The sequence below is a fragment of the Streptomyces rimosus subsp. rimosus genome (genome assembly GCF_000720725.1).
Taxonomy (GTDB): Bacteria; Actinomycetota; Actinomycetes; order Streptomycetales; family Streptomycetaceae; genus Streptomyces; species Streptomyces rimosus_A.
On the sequence record NZ_JOCQ01000098.1, the window covers coordinates 1 to 20,609 of the forward strand.

14 protein-coding genes are annotated in these 20,609 nt (G+C 72.5%); 11 read left to right on the top strand and 3 right to left on the bottom strand.

The genetic code is table 11. The features are described 5' to 3' along the window. Positions 1-48: 48 nt before the first annotated feature. Together IH45_RS0134135 and IH45_RS0134140 are read right to left on the bottom strand one after the other, a co-directional pair. Positions 49-549: a hypothetical protein gene (locus IH45_RS0134135; RefSeq protein ID WP_030677692.1), complete on the bottom strand. Its 501-nt coding sequence runs from the start codon at positions 547-549 to the stop codon at positions 49-51. A gap of 19 nt (positions 550-568) precedes the next feature. Then, the gene (locus IH45_RS0134140) at positions 569-3,025 is read right to left on the bottom strand and encodes a DEAD/DEAH box helicase (protein WP_078897909.1); all 2,457 of its coding nucleotides are present in this window, start codon (positions 3,023-3,025) and stop codon (positions 569-571) included. 55 nt (positions 3,026-3,080) lie between these two features. Here IH45_RS0134140 and bldG point away from each other — a divergent pair, with 55 nt between their 5' ends. The 7 genes from bldG (at position 3,081) to IH45_RS0134175 (ending at position 11,169) form a co-directional block, all read left to right on the top strand. Next, positions 3,081-3,422 carry an anti-sigma factor antagonist BldG gene (bldG, locus tag IH45_RS0134145; RefSeq protein ID WP_004571875.1) on the top strand — a complete coding sequence of 114 codons (342 nt, stop codon included), beginning with the start codon at positions 3,081-3,083 and terminating at the stop codon, positions 3,420-3,422. A 108-nt stretch (positions 3,423-3,530) separates the two neighbouring features. Continuing rightward, a complete protein-coding gene (locus IH45_RS0134150; protein ID WP_030677697.1) occupies positions 3,531-4,004 on the top strand; it encodes an ATP-binding protein in 474 nt (157 codons plus the stop codon). Positions 4,005-5,095: 1,091 nt separating this feature from the next. Beyond that, the gene (locus IH45_RS0134155; protein WP_030677699.1) at positions 5,096-7,492 is read left to right on the top strand and encodes a sodium-translocating pyrophosphatase; all 2,397 of its coding nucleotides are present in this window, start codon (positions 5,096-5,098) and stop codon (positions 7,490-7,492) included. A gap of 204 nt (positions 7,493-7,696) precedes the next feature. After that, positions 7,697-8,281: a hypothetical protein gene (locus tag IH45_RS0134160; protein ID WP_032918804.1), complete on the top strand. Its 585-nt coding sequence runs from the start codon at positions 7,697-7,699 to the stop codon at positions 8,279-8,281. A gap of 364 nt (positions 8,282-8,645) precedes the next feature. Continuing rightward, positions 8,646-10,190 (top strand): DUF7059 domain-containing protein, encoded by a 1,545-nt coding sequence (locus IH45_RS0134165; RefSeq protein ID WP_030677703.1) that lies wholly within the window; start codon positions 8,646-8,648, stop codon positions 10,188-10,190. Between the two features lie 146 nt (positions 10,191-10,336). After that, entirely contained in the window at positions 10,337-10,528 is a 192-nt protein-coding gene (locus tag IH45_RS0134170; RefSeq protein ID WP_030677706.1) for a hypothetical protein, read from the top strand. Positions 10,529-10,767: 239 nt separating this feature from the next. Then, positions 10,768-11,169 (top strand): hypothetical protein, encoded by a 402-nt coding sequence (locus IH45_RS0134175; RefSeq protein ID WP_030677708.1) that lies wholly within the window; start codon positions 10,768-10,770, stop codon positions 11,167-11,169. A gap of 152 nt (positions 11,170-11,321) precedes the next feature. Here IH45_RS0134175 and IH45_RS0134180 read toward each other — a convergent pair whose 3' ends face one another. Then, on the bottom strand, positions 11,322-11,756 hold the full coding sequence (locus IH45_RS0134180) for a DUF2752 domain-containing protein (protein WP_030677712.1): 435 nt from the start codon (positions 11,754-11,756) through the stop codon (positions 11,322-11,324). Between the two features lie 626 nt (positions 11,757-12,382). Between IH45_RS0134180 and topA the strand changes: the two genes are divergently transcribed. The 4 genes from topA (at position 12,383) to IH45_RS0134205 (ending at position 20,506) form a co-directional block, all read left to right on the top strand. Further along, positions 12,383-15,241 (top strand): type I DNA topoisomerase, encoded by a 2,859-nt coding sequence (gene topA / locus IH45_RS0134190; protein ID WP_030677717.1) that lies wholly within the window; start codon positions 12,383-12,385, stop codon positions 15,239-15,241. Positions 15,242-15,258: 17 nt separating this feature from the next. Further along, complete coding sequence (locus tag IH45_RS0134195; RefSeq protein ID WP_030677720.1) at positions 15,259-15,519, top strand: hypothetical protein; 261 nt, start codon at positions 15,259-15,261, stop codon at positions 15,517-15,519. 118 nt (positions 15,520-15,637) lie between these two features. Further along, positions 15,638-18,958: a dTMP kinase gene (gene tmk, locus IH45_RS0134200; RefSeq protein WP_030677722.1), complete on the top strand. Its 3,321-nt coding sequence runs from the start codon at positions 15,638-15,640 to the stop codon at positions 18,956-18,958. Positions 18,959-19,276: 318 nt separating this feature from the next. Further along, positions 19,277-20,506 carry a DNA polymerase III subunit delta' gene (locus IH45_RS0134205; protein WP_030677725.1) on the top strand — a complete coding sequence of 410 codons (1,230 nt, stop codon included), beginning with the start codon at positions 19,277-19,279 and terminating at the stop codon, positions 20,504-20,506. Positions 20,507-20,609 lie beyond the last annotated feature (103 nt).

Genomic DNA, 20,609 nt, shown 5'->3' on the forward strand with positions numbered 1-20,609 from the left:
GGAGGGGAGGGGGCCCAGTCGCCACCGCACGAAAGCGCCCCCGCTCCCTCATCCACCCCACCACCCCGAGCCCGCCCACACCCGAACCGGATCAAGATGCAGCTCATACGGTCCCATGCACTCCGCGGCCAGCGTCGCGACCAGCACTCCGCAACCACCGCAAGCCATATTGCGCCCCCCGGTTCCGAGCGGCCCGCAGCAGCCGTGGTGTACGCCCAGGCCATCGACCAGCCGTAGGTCGGGCACGTCGTCGGGGTGCACGATCACCGTGTCGCGGGGGCCGGCGGAGACCATGCCCGTCATGTCCGGTGGCATGAGCAGGGTGCGGTCGTCGTCTCCTCCGCGCCGGCACCCGGGGACGGGCGCTACGAAAGGAGCACCCCACGGTTCGGGGTCGATCGCGTAGTGGCCCGGCGGCACGGTGGAAGGTGCCAGGTTCGATTTCCGGTCGCGGTCCTTCTGGTGTGTCGACACGTCGGGTAAGGCGCCCAGCGCCCGCAGTTCGGGTGTGAGGGCGGCGCCGCACTTGGCGCAGAAGAAGACGGTCATGGCAGCGGGTGACGGCCTCTCAGCTGCCCTCGGCAGGCCGTCGCGGCGCGTGCCTCAGGAGTTCGGTCAAGAGGCGGACGGCGCCTCGTTTGTGGAGGGGGTCGTTGCCGTTGCCGCACTTGGGGGACTGGATGCAGGACGGGCAGCCGGCCTCGCACTCGCAGGAGGCGATGGCCTTGCGGGTGGCGGCGAGCCATTCGGGTGCGGTGTGGAAGGCGCGTTCGGCGAAGCCCGCGCCGCCCGGGTGGCCGTCGTAGACGAAGACGGTCGGCAGGAGGGTGTCGGGGTGCAGCGGGAGGGACACGCCGCCGATGTCCCAGCGGTCGCAGGTGGCGAACAGCGGCAGCAGCCCGATCGAGGCGTGCTCGGCCGCGTGCAGGGCGCCGCCGAGCTGCTCGGGGTTCACCCGGGCCGCGTCGAGCTGGTCCTCGGTGACGGTCCACCACACGGCCCGGGTGCGCAGCGTACGGGGCGGCAGGTCGAGCTTGGTCTCGCCCAGCACCTCGCCGGTGATCAGCCGTCGGCGCAGGTAGGAGACGACCTGGTTGGTGACCTCGACCGAGCCGAAGCACAGCCGCGAGTCGCCCCAAGGGATTTCCGTCTCGGTCTCCAGGATGGACACGGCGGTGGTGTCCCGGGCGGTCGTCGAATACGGCGGGTTCGCCTCCTGGACGAGGGCCACGTCGTCTTCCAGGTTCAGGTGCTCGACCAGGTACGTACGGCCCTGGTGCAGGTGGACGGCGCCGTCGTGGACGGTGGTGTGCGCTGCGGCCGCGTCCACCGTGCCCAGCAGCCGGCCGGTGCCCGCCTCCACGATCTGTACGGGCGAGCCGCCCTGGCCGCGGATGTCCGCCAGGTCGGCGGCCCGCTCGCGACGGGTCCAGTGCCACGCCTTGGCACGGCGGCGCAGCAGCTTGCGCGCCTCCAAGGAGGGCAGGATGTGCTGCGCCGTCGGGCCGAAGAGCGGAAAGTCGTCCTCGGTGAGCGGCAGTTCGGCGGCTGCCGCGCACAGGTGCGGGGCGAGGACGTACGGGTTGTCCGGGTCCAGGACGGTGGACTCCACCGGCTGGTCGAACAGCGCCTCGGGGTGGTGCACGAGGTAGGTGTCCAGCGGGTCGTCCCGGGCGACGAGGACCGCGAGGGCCCCCTGGCCGCTGCGTCCCGCGCGCCCGGCCTGCTGCCACAGTGAGGCGCGGGTGCCCGGATAGCCGGCGATCAGGACCGCGTCCAGGCCGGAGACGTCCACGCCCAGCTCCAGGGCCGTGGTGGCCGCCAGGCCGAGCAGGTCACCGGTGTGCAGCGCGCGCTCCAGGGCGCGCCGCTCCTCGGGCAGGTAGCCACCCCGGTACGCGGCCACCCGCCCCGCCAGCGCACGGTTGATCGCCCCCAGCCGCTCCTGCGTGATGAGGGCGATCAGCTCGGCGCCGCGCCGGGACCGTACGAAGGCGACGGTGCGTACGTCCTGGAGGGCCAGGTCGGTCAGCAGGTCGGCGGTCTCGGCGGTGGCGGTACGGCGTACGGGCGCGCCCTGCTCGCCGTGCAGCTCCGTCAGCGGCGGCTCCCACAGGGCGAAGACGACCTCGCCGCGCGGCGAGGTGTCCTCCGTGACCTCGGCCACGGGCTGCCCGATGAGACGTTCGGCCGCCTGCGCCGGTTCGGCGGCGGTGGCGGAGGCCAGCAGGAAGACCGGATCGGACCCGTACCGGGCACAGATCCGCCGGAGACGGCGTATGACATGTGCCACGTGGGAGCCGAAGACGCCGCGGTAGCTGTGGCACTCGTCGATGACGACGTACCGCAGGGCGCGCAGGAAGGAGGACCAGCGGGGGTGGGCCGGGAGGATGCCCAGGTGCAGCATGTCGGGGTTGGTGAGGACGTAGTTCCCGTACTGACGCACCCATTCGCGTTCCTCGACCGGCGTGTCCCCGTCGTACACGGCGGGCCGCACCGCGCTGCCCAGCGGCGCCGCGAGTTCCCCGACGGCGCGCCGCTGGTCGGCGGCGAGCGCCTTGGTGGGCGCGAGGTACAGGGCCGTGGCGCCGCGCCCGTTCGGGGCCTCCGAGCCCGCCAGGAGGCCGGACAGCACCGGCACCAGATAGGCGAGCGATTTGCCGGACGCGGTACCGGTGGCGATGACGACCGACTCGCCGCGCAGCGCGTGCTCCACCGTACGGGCCTGATGCGTCCACGGGCGCTCGATCCCGGCGGCGCGGACGGCGTCGACCACCTCCGGACGGATCCGTGCGGGCCATTCCGCATGGCTGCCGATGCGCGGGGGCAAGTGCTCCGTATGAGTGATGCGCGTAGCGCGGGACGCCCCCTGGGTGAGACGGTCCAGGACCGTGCGCGGGGAGGGGCTGGTGCCCCCGTCCGGGGGCAGCTGATTGGAGGCCATCGGCACCGAGTGTGTCACCGGTGTGACGGACAATGCGCACAAGGCGTCGTGCACGCCTGCTGGTAAGTGATTGAATGCCATCGCGGCTGCCGATCCATGGGGGGCGACCGCTCGATAGCAAGGTGCTGGAGGATCCGTGGACCTGTCCCTGTCGACCCGGACCGTTGGCGACCGTACGGTCGTCGAGGTCGGTGGCGAGATTGATGTATACACCGCGCCCAAGCTGCGTGAGCAGCTGGTCGAGCTCGTGAACGACGGAAGCTACCACCTCGTGGTCGACATGGAGCGTGTCGACTTTCTGGACTCCACGGGGCTCGGTGTGCTGGTCGGCGGGCTCAAGCGGGTGCGGGCCCACGAGGGCTCGCTGCGCCTGGTCTGCAACCAGGAGCGCATTTTGAAGATCTTCCGTATTACCGGACTGACCAAGGTGTTCCCGATTCACACCTCGGTCGACGAAGCCGTCGCGGCCACCGACTGACGGCTCGCCGGACCCCGCGCCGAGGGTGCGGGGTCGGAAGCAGTGGGGGGAACCGGGCTTGGCGGTCCGGCCCCCTGCGTTGCACGCCCGCATACCGAGGGGGATGGCATGGCCACCGTCGAACTCCGCTTCAGCGCCCTTCCCGAGCACGTCCGCACCGCGCGACTGGTCGCGGCTGCCGTGGCGAGGCGGGCGGGCGTGGACGAGGCCGTGCTGGACGAGGTTCGGCTCGCCGTCGGTGAGGCGTGCACCCGTGCGGTGGGGCTCCACCGCGCCAACAACATCGCGGCTCCGGTGCGCGTCGCCCTGGTCGAGGACGAGAAGAAGTTCTCCATCGAGGTGGGCGACGAGGTTCCGGGCAGCCCGGCCGGCGCCGGTGCGGTGCCCGGCGTCCGCGGCGTCGACGGCGAGCCGGTGCCCGGCGGGCCCGCGCTGGACAACGGCGACGCGGCGGAGGGCGATGACGAGATGGGCCTCGCGGTCATCAGCGGGCTGGTCGACGACGTCGAGGTGTCCTCCGGCGAGACCGGCGGCGTCATCCGCATGAGCTGGCCGACCACGCCGGCGCCGGTACTGCCGTAGGGGGACTTCGGGTGGGCCGCTCCCGTAGAGCCGCCCTCCGTGAAGAGCCGCCCTCCCCCCAAGAGCCGCCCTCCGTCAGGAGCTGGCTGCCCTCTGGAACCGCCCTCGTAAGAGCCGCTTCGTACGGCATGGCGCCCGACGGGCCCCGCGATGGGCGTCGGCTGTACGTGGCGTACGCGTGATCTCCGAGGAACGGCGGCCTTCTGGCGCTCCCCGTACGCGGACATCTCGGACCCAACCGTCCCGTGGGCGACCACCCCTGAGTCCGGAACGCGCCCCCACGCCCCCGTTCGGCCCTACGCGCCCCACCTCTTTCGTGGCTCTTGCCGCGGCGGGCCCGGCCCTGGCCGAAACGCGCGTTCCGCAGCCCGGTCACCACCCCCACCCCGAGCACCCCCCTCTTCAGGCCACATCCGCACACCCGTAACCAGCGGACCCCGCGGACTCCCCGGACCCACAGGTCCCGCGCACCGGCCGCCTCCGCCTCCCCACCCGGCCGTACCGGGCGTACGGTCCGCCGTCGCCCGGCGCCCGCGTGGCCCCTACCGGAGTGCGTACTTCCGTGGCGGTACGGGGCGCCCGGCCCCACTGCGGCATGCCTCGCACGTACGCCGTCGCCAGGCCCCGCCCGCCGTACCGCCGCCACCCCGCCGGACGGCCGGGCCCACGCGCACGCCCGTGCGCACCCCCGCTCCGGCCGATGACCACCGCCCACCCGCGGCCCGCGCCGGGCGCGTCCACCCCCCTCCCCGCAGCCCTCCCCGTGCCCGTCCGCGGCTGCCGTGAGCAGGGGCGTTAGGTAGGACCCTGAGATCATCATTCACTTGTCAGCGAATTATTCGCATTCATTCGTCCAGGCGAATTGCGGCAAACGCGTCGGCGGTCACATGATTTTCGATCTTCGCTGCTTCTTCGCCTGATCTCTGTCCGATCTCCGCCCGTTCTTCGAACGATCTCGGCCGCCACCGGCGAATTCCCTTTGAGGCGCCCTGTTTTGATCCCGTGCCGCTACCTACAATCCGTCCACAACTTTGCTCAGTTCGCCTGAGCGTGCATCCGCGCGCCCATGTGCCAAACGTCAAGGAGGACGAATGGCGGGGCCTTACACCCCTCAGTTGCTGGAACACCCCTCTTACCTGGCCGAGCCATCGCTGACGTCGGGCAACCGCGGCATCGTGCTGGTGATCGCCGTCGTGGCGCTCGCGGCACTGGCCGTCGCGGCGGTGCTGGTGCGGCAAGTGCTCGCCGCCGGTGAGGGCACCGACAGCATGAAGAAGATCGCCGCCGCCGTGCAGGAAGGCGCCAATGCCTATCTCGCCCGGCAGTTGCGCACCCTCGGCGTTTTCGCCGTGGTGGTGTTCTTCCTGCTCATGCTGCTTCCCGCGGACAACTGGACGCAGCGCGCCGGGCGCAGCGTCTTCTTCTTGATCGGCGCCGGTTTCTCGGCGGCCACCGGCTATATCGGGATGTGGCTGGCGGTGCGCAGCAATGTGCGGGTCGCCGCGGCGGCCCGGGAAGCCACGCCGGGCGAGGGCGAGACGAAAAAGGATCTCACCGCCGTCGCGCACAAGGCCATGAAGATCGCTTTCCGTACGGGTGGCGTCGTCGGCATGTTCACCGTGGGGCTCGGCCTGCTGGGCGCGTCCTGTGTGGTGCTCGTCTACGCGGTCGACGCGCCCAAGGTCCTGGAGGGCTTCGGCCTCGGCGCCGCGCTGATCGCGATGTTCATGCGGGTCGGCGGCGGCATCTTCACCAAGGCGGCGGACGTCGGCGCCGACCTCGTCGGCAAGGTCGAGCAGGGCATCCCCGAGGACGACCCGCGCAACGCCGCGACCATCGCGGACAACGTGGGCGACAACGTCGGCGACTGCGCGGGCATGGCCGCCGACCTCTTCGAGTCGTACGCCGTGACGCTGGTCGCCGCGCTCATCCTGGGCATGGCCGCCTTCGGCGACTCGGGCCTGGCCTTCCCGCTGCTGGTCCCGGCCATCGGCGTGCTCACGGCGATGATCGGGATCTTCGTGGTGGCGCCGCGGCGCGCCGACCGCAGCGGCATGACGGCCATCAACCGCGGCTTCTTCATCTCCGCGGCGATCTCGCTGGTCCTCGTGGCGATCGCCGTCTTCACGTACCTGCCGTCCTCCTACGCGGACCTGTCCGGCGTCTCGGACCCCGCGATCCTCTCCCGCAGCGGCGACCCGCGGATGCTGGCCCTGGTGGCGGTCGCCATCGGCATCGTGCTGGCCGCGCTCATCCAGCAGCTCACCGGCTACTTCACGGAAACCAGCCGGCGGCCCGTACGGGACATCGGCAAGACCTCGCTGACCGGCCCGGCGACGGTGGTGCTCTCCGGGATCTCCATCGGTCTGGAGTCCGCGGTCTACTCCGCGGTGCTGATCGGCCTGGCCGTGTACGGCGCGTTCCTGCTGGGCGGCGCCTCGATCATGCTGGCGCTGTTCGCGGTGGCGCTGGCCGGCACCGGCCTGCTGACCACCGTCGGTGTCATCGTCGCCATGGACACCTTCGGCCCGGTCTCCGACAACGCGCAGGGCATCGCCGAGATGTCCGGCGACGTCACCGGCGACGGCGCGCAGGTCCTCACCGACCTCGACGCCGTCGGCAACACCACCAAGGCCATCACCAAGGGCATCGCCATCGCCACCGCGGTGCTGGCCGCGGCGGCGCTGTTCGGCTCGTACCGCGACGCGATCGCCACCGCCGTACGGGACGTCGGCGACGCCGCCCGGGGCATGGGCCTGAGCCTGGACATCTCCCAGCCGAACAACCTGGTGGGCCTGGTGCTGGGCGCCGCGGTCGTCTTCCTCTTCTCGGGGCTGGCGATCAACGCGGTGTCCCGGTCGGCCGGCTCGGTCGTCTTCGAGGTACGCCGGCAGTTCCGCGAGAAGCCCGGGATCATGGACTTCACGGAGCAGCCCGAGTACGGGCGTGTCGTGGACATCTGCACCAAGGACGCGCTGCGCGAGCTGGCCACGCCCGGCCTGCTGGCGGTGCTCACCCCGATGGCCGTCGGCTTCTCGCTGGGCGTCGGCGCGCTCGGCTCGTTCCTCGCCGGCGCGATCGGCACCGGCACCCTGATGGCGGTCTTCCTCGCCAACTCCGGCGGCGCCTGGGACAACGCGAAGAAGCTGGTCGAGGACGGCCACCACGGCGGCAAGGGCAGCGAGGCGCACGCCGCGACCGTCATCGGCGACACGGTCGGCGACCCGTTCAAGGACACCGCGGGCCCCGCGATCAACCCGCTGCTGAAGGTCATGAACCTGGTGGCGCTGCTGATCGCGCCGGCCGTGGTGAAGTTCAGCTACGGCGCGGACAAGAACGTCGGCGTACGGATCGTGGTCGCCGTCCTGGCCGTCACGATCATCGTCGGCGCGGTGTACCTCTCCAAGCGCCGCGGCATCGCGGTGGGTGACGAAGACAACAACTCGGGGAAGGTGGCGCAGACCGCCGACCCCGCGGTGGTCTCCTGACCGGACCGGCGTCCGCACTGCTCAACGGGCGGGCGGACGGCGTGCCTTGAGCGCGCCGTCCGCCCGCCCTGCCGTGTGCCCGGCCGCGGCCCGGTCCTTGGTGCAAATGGCTGCAATGCGGCTGGTACGGGCCGACCGGCTCGGGGCCGGAGGCCTTCGGACGTGTATGTTCCGGGGCCGAGAGCCATGGAAGGGACCGATCCGGTGAAGAAGACGCTTGTGGCCGCGCTGGCCGGCGGTGCGGCACTGATGCTCGCGCTGACCGGTTGCAGTGACGACGACGGCAACAAAAAGCTCGACGACTGGGCCAAGAAGTTCTGCGACCCCGCCCAGGCCCAGTTCAAGAAGATCCAGGACGCCAACACGGCCATGCAGACGGCCGACAGCGGCGGCACCGACTCCAAGAAGGTCCAGGAGGCCGACTCCAAGGCCTTCCAGCAGATCTCCGACGCCTACGCGGCGCTGTCCAAGTCGCTGAGCCAGGCGGGTGCGCCGCCGGCCGACGGCGGCGAGGAGTCCCAGAAGAACGCCGTCAAGGAGCTCAACGACCTCTCCAAGGGCTACGGCGACCTCAAGAAGCAGGTCGACGGCCTGGACACCGGCGACAAGGGCAAGTTCGCGGACGGCCTGCGGTCGCTGTCGGACGGCATCAACAAGCTCAACAAGAAGAGCGAACAGGCGTTCAAGAAGCTGGAGTCCGGGGACGTCGGCAAGGCGATGGCCGGGCAGTCCGGCTGCCAGAACCAGAAGGCCACGGAGGGCGGCGGCTCGGTCTCGCCGAAGAAGTAGGCCGCGTCGGACACCGTGCGCCGGGCGCGGCCGACACGCCGTCAGCCCGGCCGGGGCGGTGCCGGGTACGGCGACGTGTCGTCAGTCCGGCCGGGCTGCTCCCACCGCACCCCGGGGCACGGCGACACGCCGTCAGGTACGGCCGTACCGCGCCGACCGCGCAGCGACCACGCCCGCCGCGCCCCGGACGCGGCCGAGCCTCACCGCGCCCCGGACGCGGCCGAACCCCTCCGCGCCCCGGACGCGGCCGACACGCCGTCAGGTACGCCGGGGGCCGCGTCCGACACGCCGTCGGGCGCGACCCGGCGGCCGCGGTACGGCGGGGCCGTGGCCGTTTGTCAGTGGTTGCCCCGACAATGGGGGCGTGAGTACGCACCTCCCCACCGCTGACCTTCGAGACCCCGATTCCGCCGCCCGCACGGCCCGGCTGCGCGACGCGCTGCGCGCCGCCGGGTTCACCGCCGACGGCCTCCTGGAGCTGCTCGGCGCGCCCGCCTACGCCGCGCTGGCCCGCAGCGAGACCGTCCCGGCGCTCCGTGCCACCCGCGGCCCGGAAGCGCCGGCCACCCTGGTGCGCCTGTTCCTGCTCCAGCGCCCGGTGCCGTACGAGCGCGCCGCCGCCGCGCTGCCGGTGGCGGACTGCCTCGCCGACGGCTGGCTGGTGCGCGACGGCGACGAGGTCCGTGCGAGCGTGGACGTACGCCCGTACGGCGGCCCCGAGGGCCAGGACTGGTGGATCGTCTCCGACCTGGGGTGCGCGGTCGGCGGCGCGGGCGGCATCCGGGCCGCCGAGGAGGCCGCCGGTGTGGACCGTGCGCAGCTGGTCCTCGGCGTCGGCGGCGCGTCCACCACCCTCGCCGGCATCACGGTCCGCACGCCCGTCGCCAAGGTCCTCGACCTCGGCACCGGCTCCGGCATCCAGGCGCTGCACGCCTCCCCGTACGCCACCCAGGTCACGGCCACGGACCTGAACCCGCGCGCGTTGCGGATCGCCCGCCTCACGCTCGCCCTCTCCGGGGTGCCCGAGGCGGACCTGCGCGAGGGCTCGCTGTTCGAGCCGGTCGGGGAAGAGACGTACGACCTGATCGTCTCCAACCCGCCCTTCGTGATCTCGCCGGGCGCCCGGCTGACCTACCGCGACGGCGGCATGGGCGGCGACGACCTGTGCCGGACCCTGGTCCAGCAGGCGGCGGCGCACCTGAACGACGGCGGGTACTGCCAGCTCCTCGCCAACTGGCAGCACGTCGAGGGCGAGGACTGGCGCGACCGGCTGCGCTCGTGGGTGCCGCGCGGCTGCGACGCGTGGATCGTGCAGCGCGAGGTCCAGGACGTCACGCAGTACGCGGAACTGTGGCTGCGGGACGCCGGCGACCACCGTACGGCCCCCGAGGAGTACGCCGCGCGCTACGACGCCTGGCTGGAGGAGTTCGAGGCCCGCAAGACCAAGGCCGTCGGCTTCGGGTGGATCACCCTGCGCAAATCCGGCGCCGTGGCCCCGTCGATCACGGTCGAGGAGTGGCCGCACCCGGTCGAGCAGCCGCTGGGCGCCGCGGTCGTCGATCACTTCGCCCGTCAGGACTACCTGCGCGAGACGGACGACGCAGCCCTGCTGGCCGGGCATTTCCGGCTCGCCCCCGAGGTCGTGCAGGAGCAGGTCGGGCTGCCCGGCGCGGAGGACCCGGAGCATGTCGTCCTCCGGCAGAACCGCGGCATGCGGCGCGCCACCAAGGTGGACACGGTCGGCGCGGGCTTCGCCGGGGTGTGCGACGGCTCGCTGCCCGCCGGGCGCATCCTGGACGCCATCGCCCAACTGATGGGCGAGGACCCGGTGTTGCTCCGCGACCGTACGCCGGAAGCCATCCGGATGCTGGTCGAGCAGGGCTTCCTGGAGCCGGTCGAGCAGGGCTGACGGCGAGCGGGGGAGAGGGGGGAGAAGGGGAGAGGGGAAGAGGCGCGGGTTGGCGCTGGGGGGTGAGCGCGAGGGTGGGTGCGGCCGGGCGGCGGCGTTCACCCGCCGTTCGCCGGTGCGCCGCCCGGAGGTGCCACGCTGCCCGTATGGAGAGTGGACCCGAGGCGTTCGCCGGTGTGGCCTTCGCGCTGTTCGGCGCCGGCCTGCTGGTGTGGACGGGCGTGTGCGTACGGTCCGGGGAACGCGTCGCCGACGGGGTCGGCCGGTCGACCGGAGCGGCGCTGACGCTGCTCTTCGGGACGCTCTTCCTGGCTACGGGGTGCTGGCTGCTGCTGTGAGGGTCTGCTGTCGCAGGGAGCCGCCGTCGTCGGGAGCCGCCGTCGCAGGGAGCCGCGGTCGCCGCGAGCCGCTCCCGTCCGGCCGCCCTGTTTCGTTGCGCACTCAACTGCATTGCCGCACAACCCCGTTCACTCACGCCTCACTGAAAAATCCTCTCGCCCGGGAAGCAACCAGAACGGTCATCCTTCCGTGTTCCAGAGTGAAGGCCATCAACCGGCCCAACAGGGAGGAACACGACATGAACCGTGCATACCGCCTCGCCGCCGCAGGTGTTCTCAGCGCCGCTCTCGTCGCCGGGACCGCGGCTGCCGCCTCCGCCGCCCCGGCGGCCCCGGCCGCCCACGCCGTCGCCGCCAAGGCCCCGCAGAAAGCCACGCTCACCGCCAAGGCGAGCACCGGCTCGGTCAAGGCGTGGCAGGAGTTCCGTATCTCCGGCACCTCCACGGGCCTGAAGGCGGGCACCAAGGTCACCGTCCAGCAGAAGCAGGGCGCCAAGTGGGTGTCGCTGCCGGCGAGCGTGGACACCAACAAGGCCGGTGCCTACTCGGTCCGCGTGAAGCTGGGCATCAAGGGTGTCAACCAGCTGCGCATCGCCGGCGGCGGCGTGGTCTCGCCGGTGGTCTCCGTCACGGTGCGCTGAGGCGCGGCACCGAGAAGTACGGCCCGAAGGGCCATCGATACGCACGGTACGCCGGGCGCGCCGCCTCCCCCGCGGCAGCGCCCGGCGGCCTGCGTGTCAGCCCATATGCATCGGCCCATATGCATCGGCCCGTATGCATCAGTCCGTATGTGTCAGCCCGTGAGATTGCGCACGAGCATCCAGACCGCGGCGATCCCCAGGACGACGACATTGCCGCGCGCCCCGAGGCGGGCCCGGAAGCGGCGCCCGCGCAGCCCCGCGTACAGCCATCGGCCGGTCATGTACGCGGCAGCCGGCACGCCCAGGGTCAGCAGGACGGCGTTGTCGTGGAACGCCCCCGCGAGGTCGCCGTGCATCAGGTCGTACGCCATGCGGGTCCCGCCGCACGCCGGGCACAGCAATCCGGTCGCCCAGCGGAACGGGCACGGGATCAGCAGATGCCCCGGTTCGTGCGGATTGGTGTGCCAGAGATAGGCCGCACCGAGGGCCCCGATGCCGAAGGCGATGCCCGCGCGGCGAAGCGTGGTCTTCCGGACGGCGGCCGGGGTGGGGGTGCCGCTCGGGGGAGCTCCGCCGGGTGCGCTCATCGGAGTGCTCACCGGATCGGCGACCTGGCGTAGTCGCCCCGATCCAGGGCAAAAGTGACCTGCCCGGGCGATTGCCCCGCGACTCGCATGGCTTGATCGCGCCCCTCACCGTCCGCAAACTTCCCGATGGACCCGGCCCGGCCGTCAGCCCTCTTCCGAACCCGCCCGGCCCGGCCGCCCGCCCGCATTCGGTCCCGCCCGGCCCGGCCGCCCGCCCGCTTCCGGTCCCGCCCGGCCCGCCCGTACGGACCTGCGCCGGGCCGCTCGCGCGACGGCTCCGCGTACTGCTTCGGCATCGGTGCGAGGCCCTCCGGGAACGCTTGATGAGGACGGATACGGTCGCCGTCCATCCTGCCAGCGCCGCACGGCCGCGAGGAGCCCCCGCCCGGCCTGCGCCGCCCCGCTCCGTACGGTGGCCGTGCCGGGCCCGCCGCGGGCGCGTGTCCGGTCCGGGCGGCATGAAGGCATGTAGTCGGGTTACCGTTCGAGTGGCGTTGCGGGGTTTTTCCGTTTGACACGAGGGCGGGATGTACCGTCACACTCCGCAGCGTCAAGCGTCACCGCAGTGTCCCCCAGAGCTCCGGCCCGGGGGTTACCCCCAGCGTCGACCGGAGAGAAGAGCGAAGTTGTCCCCGACCAGCGAGACCGCACAGGGCGGCGGCCGCCGACTCGTCATCGTCGAGTCGCCTGCCAAGGCGAAGACGATCAAGGGCTACCTCGGCCCCGGCTACGTGGTCGAGGCCAGCGTCGGGCACATCCGCGACCTCCCGAACGGCGCGGCGGAGGTCCCGGCGAAGTACAAGGGCGAGCCCTGGGCCCGCCTCGGCGTGAACGTCGACGCCGACTTCCAGCCGATCTACGTCGTCAACAGTGACAAGAAGGACCAGGTCAAGAAGCTCAAGGAGCTGCTGGCCGAGTCCGACGAACTCTTCCTCGCCACCGATGAGGACCGCGAGGGCGAGGCCATCGCCTGGCACCTCCAGGAGATCCTCAAGCCCAAGGTGCCGGTCCACCGGATGGTCTTCCACGAGATCACCAAGGACGCGATCCGGGCCGCCGTCGCCAACCCGCGCGAGCTGAACCAGAAGCTGGTCGACGCCCAGGAGACCCGCCGTATCCTCGACCGCCTCTACGGCTACGAGGTCTCGCCGGTCCTGTGGAAGAAGGTCATGCCGCGGCTGTCGGCCGGCCGTGTGCAGTCGGTGGCCACCCGCCTCGTCGTCGAGCGGGAGCGCGAGCGCATCGCCTTCCGCTCCGCCGAGTACTGGGACCTGACCGGCACGTTTTCGACCGGCCGCGCCGGTGACCCGAGCGACCCCGCAACCCTGGCCGCCCGCCTGTCCACGGTCGACGGCCGCCGCGTCGCCCAGGGCCGCGACTTCGGCCCCAACGGGCAGCTGAAGAACGCCGACGTCCTCCACCTCGACGAGGCCAACGCCCGCGCGCTGGCCGCCGCCCTGGAGAACACCGACTTCGCGGTCCGCTCGGTCGAGTCCAAGCCGTACCGCCGCTCCCCGTACGCCCCGTTCCGTACGACCACGCTCCAGCAGGAGGCCAGCCGCAAGCTGGGGTTCGGCGCCAAGTCCACCATGCAGGTGGCGCAGAAGCTGTACGAGAACGGCTTCATCACCTATATGCGTACGGACTCCACCACGCTCTCGGACACCGCGATCTCTGCGGCCCGCGCGCAGGTCACGCAGCTGTACGGCGCCTCCTACCTGCCGGACAAGCCGCGCTCGTACGCGGGCAAGGTCAAGAACGCGCAGGAGGCGCACGAGGCGATCCGGCCGTCGGGTGATCGTTTCCGCACCCCGGCGGAGACCGGTCTGACCGGTGACCAGTTCCGGCTGTACGAGCTGATCTGGAAGCGCACCGTCGCCTCCCAGATGAAGGACGCGACCGGCAACTCGGTCACCGTCAAGATCGGCGGCCGGGCCGCCGACGGCCGCGACGCCGAGTTCAGCGCCTCCGGCAAGACGATCACCTTCCACGGCTTCCTCAAGGCGTACGTGGAAGGCGCCGACGACCCGAACGCGGAGCTGGACGACCGCGAGCGGCGGCTGCCGCAGGTCGCCGAGGGCGACCGGCTGAGCGCCGAGGAGATCACCGCCGACGGCCACGCCACCAAGCCCCCGGCCCGCTACACCGAGGCGACGCTGGTCAAGGAGCTGGAGGAGCGGGAGATCGGCCGCCCGTCGACGTACGCGTCGATCATCGGCACGATCCTGGACCGCGGCTACGTCTTCAAGAAGGGCACCGCCCTGGTGCCGTCCTTCCTGAGCTTCGCCGTGGTCAACCTCCTGGAGAAGCACTTCGGGCGGCTCGTCGACTACGACTTCACCGCGAAGATGGAGGACGACCTCGACCGCATCGCGCGCGGCGAGGCCCAGTCCGTGCCGTGGCTGCGCCGCTTCTACTTCGGCGAGGGCGAGGCGGCCGGCGCCGCCTCCGAGGCCGGCAACGGCGACGGCGACCACCTCGGCGGCCTGAAGGAACTGGTCACCGACCTCGGCGCGATCGACGCCCGCGAGGTGTCCTCCTTCCCGGTCGGTGACGGCATCGTGCTGCGCGTGGGCCGCTACGGCCCGTACGTGGAGCGCGGCGAGAAGGACGCCGAGGGCCACCAGCGCGCCGACGTGCCGGACGACCTGGCGCCCGACGAGCTGACCGTCGAGTACGCCGAGGAGCTGCTGGCCAAGCCCAGCGGCGACTTCGAGCTGGGCACGGACCCGGAGAGCGGCCACCAGATCGTCGCCAAGGACGGCCGCTACGGCCCGTACGTGACCGAGATCCTGCCCGAGGGCACCCCGAAGACCGGCAAGAACGCGGTGAAGCCGCGTACCGCCTCGCTCTTCAAGTCGATGTCCCTGGACACCGTCACCCTCGCGGACGCCCTGAAGCTGATGTCGCTGCCGCGCGTCGTCGGCACGGACCCCGAGGGCGTCGAGATCACCGCGCAGAACGGCCGCTACGGCCCGTACCTGAAGAAGGGCACCGACTCGCGCTCCCTGGAGAGCGAGGACCAGATCTTCAACATCACGCTGGAGCAGGCCCTCGCCATCTACGCGCAGCCCAAGCAGCGCGGCCGGGCCGCCGCCAAGCCGCCGCTGAAGGAGCTGGGCACCGACCCGGTCAGCGAGCGCCCGGTGGTCGTCAAGGACGGCCGCTTCGGTCCGTACGTGACGGACGGCGAGACCAACGCGACCCTGCGCCGGGACGACGACGTCGAGACGATCACGCCCGAGCGCGGGTACGAGCTGCTGGCCGAGAAGCGCGCCAAGGGCCCGGCCAAGAAGACCGCCAAGAAGGCCCCGGCCAAGAAGACGACGGCCAAGAAGACCGCCGCCAAGAAGGCCCCGGCGAAGAAGACGGCCGCCAAGAAGACGACGACCGCGAAGAAGACCACGACGGCGAAGAAGACGACCGCCGCGAAGAAGACGACGGCGGCGGCGAAGAAGACGGTGGCCGAGAGCGTGGAGAGCTGAGGAGGGGGAGCACGTCGTTGACGTACGGCTTCACCTACACCGTCGAGGCGAAGGCGACCGCTGACGCCATGGCGCCGGAGCGGCGGGACATGCTCGAACGCGGGCTGGCCAAGCTTGCTCTCGACCCGTACCACAAAGCCACGGCGCATATCGGCACGCATGAGGACGACCGCAAGGTACAGGTGGCGCCGGGGCTCCTCATCGAGTACGTCGTCGCACACGGCCTGCTCGTCATCGTCGTGATCGAGATCTTCGACGACATACTGCTGGAGGGCTGAGGCCGGGTCTCCCGGACCATCCGTACCAGGGTGATCCGTGAGACCCCGCCCCAAACCCACCCGTCCGTGTGTTCGGGTGGACGCTGGACCTGTCATATCCGGCCGATAGGCTGGCGGAATGACGCGTGCCGAGCTCCCTACGGTCGTGACCCCCACATCCGGCGCCCTCGTCGCGGACTCCCGCGAGCGCGCCGTGCGAGCCCTGCTCCGCTTCCCCCCACTGAAGCGGCTCTGGAGCGCACAGTTCGTCGGGGCGATCGGCGATGCCCTTGCCCTGCTGGTGCTCGTACTGCTTTCGCTGCAAGCGGCGCTGTACGTCCCCTCCGGCGGCCAGGCGGCCTTCGGCGGCGGCTATCGGGGCGCGGCCCTGGCCGTCGCCGCCGTTTTCGCGGCCCGGATGCTGGCCACCCTGCTGTCCGGGGCGGTGCTGCTGGGCCCGCTGTCCGCGCTGACCGCGCCCTCGGGCCCGCTGGACCGGCGCTGGACCATGATCGGAGCGGACGGGCTGCGGCTGGCGCTGCTGGTCGTCGCCCCGCTGTGGATCGACTGGACGCCGGGCAGCGCGCTGATCTGGCTGCTGGTGACGGTCTTCGTCACCGGCGTGGCCGAGCGCTTCTGGACCGTCGCCCGGGAGAGCGCGGCGCCCGGACTGCTGCCCGCGCCGCCCGCCGAGGGCTCGGCCGTCCGCCCGCTGCCGGACAACCTGGACGCGCTGCGCCGCCTGTCGCTGCGTACGGCTTTCGTGTCGCTCCCGCTGGCCGCCGCCGGACTGATCGTCGTCACCCTCGTGGCCAGGCTGCTGGCCAACGGCATCGACTGGTTCGCCGTCCACCAGGCCGCGCTCGCCTCGTACGTGGCCTCCGGCCTCTTCGCCGCGTCCATCTCGATCCTGTACTTCCTCGAACTTCCCGGTACGCAGACCCCGCGCCCCCGCTCGCCCCTGGAGGGCCTGCGCCGCCCGAAGACCGAAGCGGGTGCCGACCGGGGCCGCACCGGCGCCGTACCGCTGCTGGTGCTGGCCTGCGCGGCGGTGGCCGGCGCGATCGCCGCGGCCGTCTCGGTGGCGGTCCTGCACGCCGGTGACCTCGGCGGCGGCCCGGTCGCCTTCGGGCTGCTGGTGCTCGGCCTGAGCGCCGGTCCGGTCGCGGGCATCCGCGGCGCGCACAAGGTGCTGCCCGCGCTGTCCCGGCGCCGCCTGCTGGCCCTCGCGGTGGCCGTCACGGGCCTGGCGCTGCTGGCGGCCGGACTGGTCCCGGACACGACGACGGTCGTCCTGCTGATGCTGCTCGCCGGAGTGGCGTCCGGCATCGCGGCCAACACCGGGCACACCCTGCTCGACCAGGAGACCGAGGAGGCCCGTTCCGCCCGTACGACCGAGCATCTGCACGCGGTCGTCCGGCTCGTCGTCGCGCTGGCCGTCATCGTCGCGCCGCTGCTGGCCGGGGTCATCGGCCCGCACCACCTCGCCGGCGACCGGAACGTCTTCTCGCACGGTGGCGCCGCCTTCACCCTGATGCTGGTCGGCGCCCTGCTGCTGCCGGTCGCCGCGTGGGTGCTCGGCAAGGTGGACGACCGCCAGGGCGTCCCCCTCGGACGCGATCTGCGCGAGGCGCTGCGCGGCGGCGACCCGGACCAGGCACCGGCCCCCACCGGCTTCTTCATCGCCCTGGAGGGCGGCGACGGGGCCGGCAAGTCGACGCAGGTCCAGGCGCTGGCGGAGTGGATCCGCGGCAAGGGCCACGAGGTCGTGGTGACCCGCGAGCCGGGCGCCACCGCCATCGGCAAGCGGCTGCGCTCGATCATCCTGGACGTGTCCACCTCGGGCCTGTCGGACCGCGCCGAGGCCCTGATGTTCGCCGCCGACCGCGCCGAACACGTCAACAGCGTGATCCGCCCGGCGCTGGAGCGCGGCGCCGTCGTCATCACCGACCGGTACATCGACTCCTCCGTCGCCTACCAGGGCGCGGGCCGCAACCTCGCCCCCACCGAGATCGCCCGTATCTCCCGCTGGGCCACCGACGGCCTCGTACCGCACCTGACCGTGCTCCTCGACGTCGCCCCGGAGACCGCCCGCGAGCGCTTCACCGAGGCCCCGGACCGGATGGAGTCCGAGCCCGCCGAGTTCCACCAGCGGGTCCGCTCCGGCTTCCTGACGCTGGCCGCCGCCGACCCGGCGCGCTACCTGGTCATCGACGCCGGCCAGGAGCCGGAGGCCGTCACCACCGTCGTACGGCACCGCCTCGACCAGGTCCTGCCGATGTCCGAGGCCGAGATCAAGGCCCAGGAGGAGGCCCGCAAGGCGGCCGAGGAGGAAGCCCGGCGCAAGGCCGAGGAAGAGGCCGCGCGCAAGGCCGAGGAGGAGCGCAAGGAGCGCGAACGGCAGGAACAGCTCGCCAAGCTGCGCGCCGAGGAGGAGGAGCGCAAGCGCCGCGAGATCGAGGAGGCCAAGGCCCGCGAGGCCGCCCGCCAGGCGGAGGAGGCTCGGCAGCGCGCCGAGGAAGCCCGTAAGGCGGCTGAGGAGGAGCGCCGACGGCGTGAGGCCGAGGAGCGCGCGCGGCAGGAGGAGCAGGAGCGGCTGCGCAAGCGCGCCGAGGAGGAGCAGCGGCTGCGCAAGGAGGCCGACGAGCGCCGCCTGGAGAAGCAGCGCAAGGCCGAGGAGGCACTGCTGCGCGCGGAACAGGCGCGGCTCGCGGCAGCGGCCGAGGCGGAGGCCAAGGCCAGGGCCGAGGCGGAAGCGCGCGCCAAGGAAGAGGCCGAGGCCGCGCGCAGGGCCGAGGAAGAGGCCGCGCGGGCGGCGGAGGCCGCGGAGGCGCCGACTACGGAGACGCCGATGGCGGGGTTGGAGGGGCGGGGGCGTCGGGAGTCGGGGAAGTCGGGGGAGTCGGCGCGGTCCCAGGGTCCGTCCTCGCCTTCGGCTCCGTCCTCGTCCTCGTCCCCGGCCTCGGATGCCGAGGAGACCGCGGTGCTGCCGCAGCATCGGGACGTGCGGGGGGCCTCCGACGAGACCACGGTTCTGCCGCAGCATCGGGACGTGCCGGGGTCCTCGGACGAGACCGCGGTGCTGCCGCCCGTACGGCCCGAGGCCCACGACGACTGGCAGGCGCGCGAACAGGCGCGGCGCGGGGACGACCCGGCGGACCGCGTACCGGAGTGGATGTTCCGGAAGGAGGGCGACGGCCGCACGGGCGCGCGTGACAACCGTACGGACGCGCGCTCCGGGACCGGCCCGTCCGGTGCCTCCGGCGTGGAGCGTACGAGGGAACTCCCCCAGATCGACCCGTCCACCGGCGAACCGGTCGAGCCCGCCCCGCGACGCCGCCCGGCGTGGGCGGAGGAGACCCCGCTGGACGACCTGCCGACGCTGGCCGACGAACTCCTCGGCCCGCGCGAGGACGAGGACGAGCAGCGGGGGCGGGGTCGGCGGGGGCGTCGGGGCTGACGCCTGCGGACCGGCGAGGCGACGGGAACGACCGGAGCTCCGTCGGGTGGGGCGAAACGACCGGAGTGCCGACGGATGAGGTGAACGGAACGGGCCCGGCAGCAGCGAAGCAACGCGGCTGCCGGGGCCCGGCCCGTTGCTCGGGACGCCCGGCTGTCAGTGGGAGCCCCCACAATGGAACCAGCGAAGGGCGCAACGGGACGGCACGGGCAGTACGGACAGGCCAGGTGGGGCCAGGCCAGGTGGGGCCAGGCCAGTTACGCCCAGTACGACCGGGTACGGACAGGTACACACAGGACAGGAACGGCGGGCAGCGACATGGCGGTGTGGGATGACGTGGTCGGGCAGGAACGCCTGATCGAGCAGCTCGCCGCGGCCGCGCGCGACGCGGACGCACTGGTCACCGCCGAGGGCGCGGCCGTGGCCGGCGCCGACCCGATAGCCCAGTCCGGCACGTCCAAGATGACCCACGCGTGGCTGTTCACCGGCCCGCCCGGCGCCGGCCGCGCCACCGCCGCGCGCGCCTTCGCCGCCGCCCTCCAGTGCGTCAGCCCGGACCGCGCCCTCGGCGGCGCCCCAGGCTGCGGCTTCTGCGAGGGCTGCCACACGAGCCTGGTGGGCACCCACGCCGACGTCGAGGTCGTCCGTACGGACCTGCTCTCGATCGGTGTGAAGGAGACCCGCGACCTGGTCCGCCGCTCCTCCATGTCCCCGTCGGGAGGCCGCTGGCAGGTGATCGTCCTGGAGGACGCCGACCGCCTCACCGAGGGCGCGGGCAACGTCCTCCTCAAGGCCGTCGAGGAGCCCGCTCCCCGTACGGTCTGGCTGCTGTGCGCCCCCTCCATCGAGGACGTACTGCCCACCATCCGTTCCCGCTGCCGTCACGTGACCTTGCGTACGCCGCCGGTCGCCGCCGTCGCCGACGTCCTGGTCCGCCGGGACGGCATCGAGCCGGAGGCCGCTGCTGCCGCCGCGCGCGCCACCCAGGGCCACATCGACCGGGCCCGCCGCCTGGCCACCGACGAACGGGCCCGCGCCCGGCGGAACGCCGTCCTCAAACTCCCCCTGCGCGTGGACGACATAGGCGGCTGCCTCAAGGGCGCCCAGGAGCTGATCGACGCCGCGACGGAGGACGCCAAGCAGGTTGCCGAGGAGGTGGACACCAAGGAGACGGAGGAGCTGCGCGCCGCGCTCGGCGCCGCGGCCGGCACGGGCGGCCGCCTGCCGCGCGGCACCGCGGGCGCCATGAAGGAGCTCCAGGACAAGCAGAAGCGCCGCTCCACCCGCACCCAGCGCGACAGCCTCGACCTCGCCCTGACCGACCTCACCGGCTTCTACCGCGACGTCCTGGCCCTCCAGCTGGGCTCCACGGTCCCCCTCGCCAACGACGAGGTCCGCGACAGCATCCGCCGTATCGCGTCCTCCTCCACTCCCGAACGCACACTGCGCCGGATAGAGGCCGTCATCGCCTGCCGCCAGGCACTGGACCGCAACGTGGCCCCGCTCCTGGCGGTGGAGGCGATGACGGCGGCGCTGCGGAAGGGCTGAGGGGCGCTTCGCGCTGCGGAGCAGGGGGCGCTTCGCATAGGGCCCGCCTCCGCCCACCCCCGCCCGCCTCCGGCCCCATCCACCCCTCCCCTCTCCCTCACCC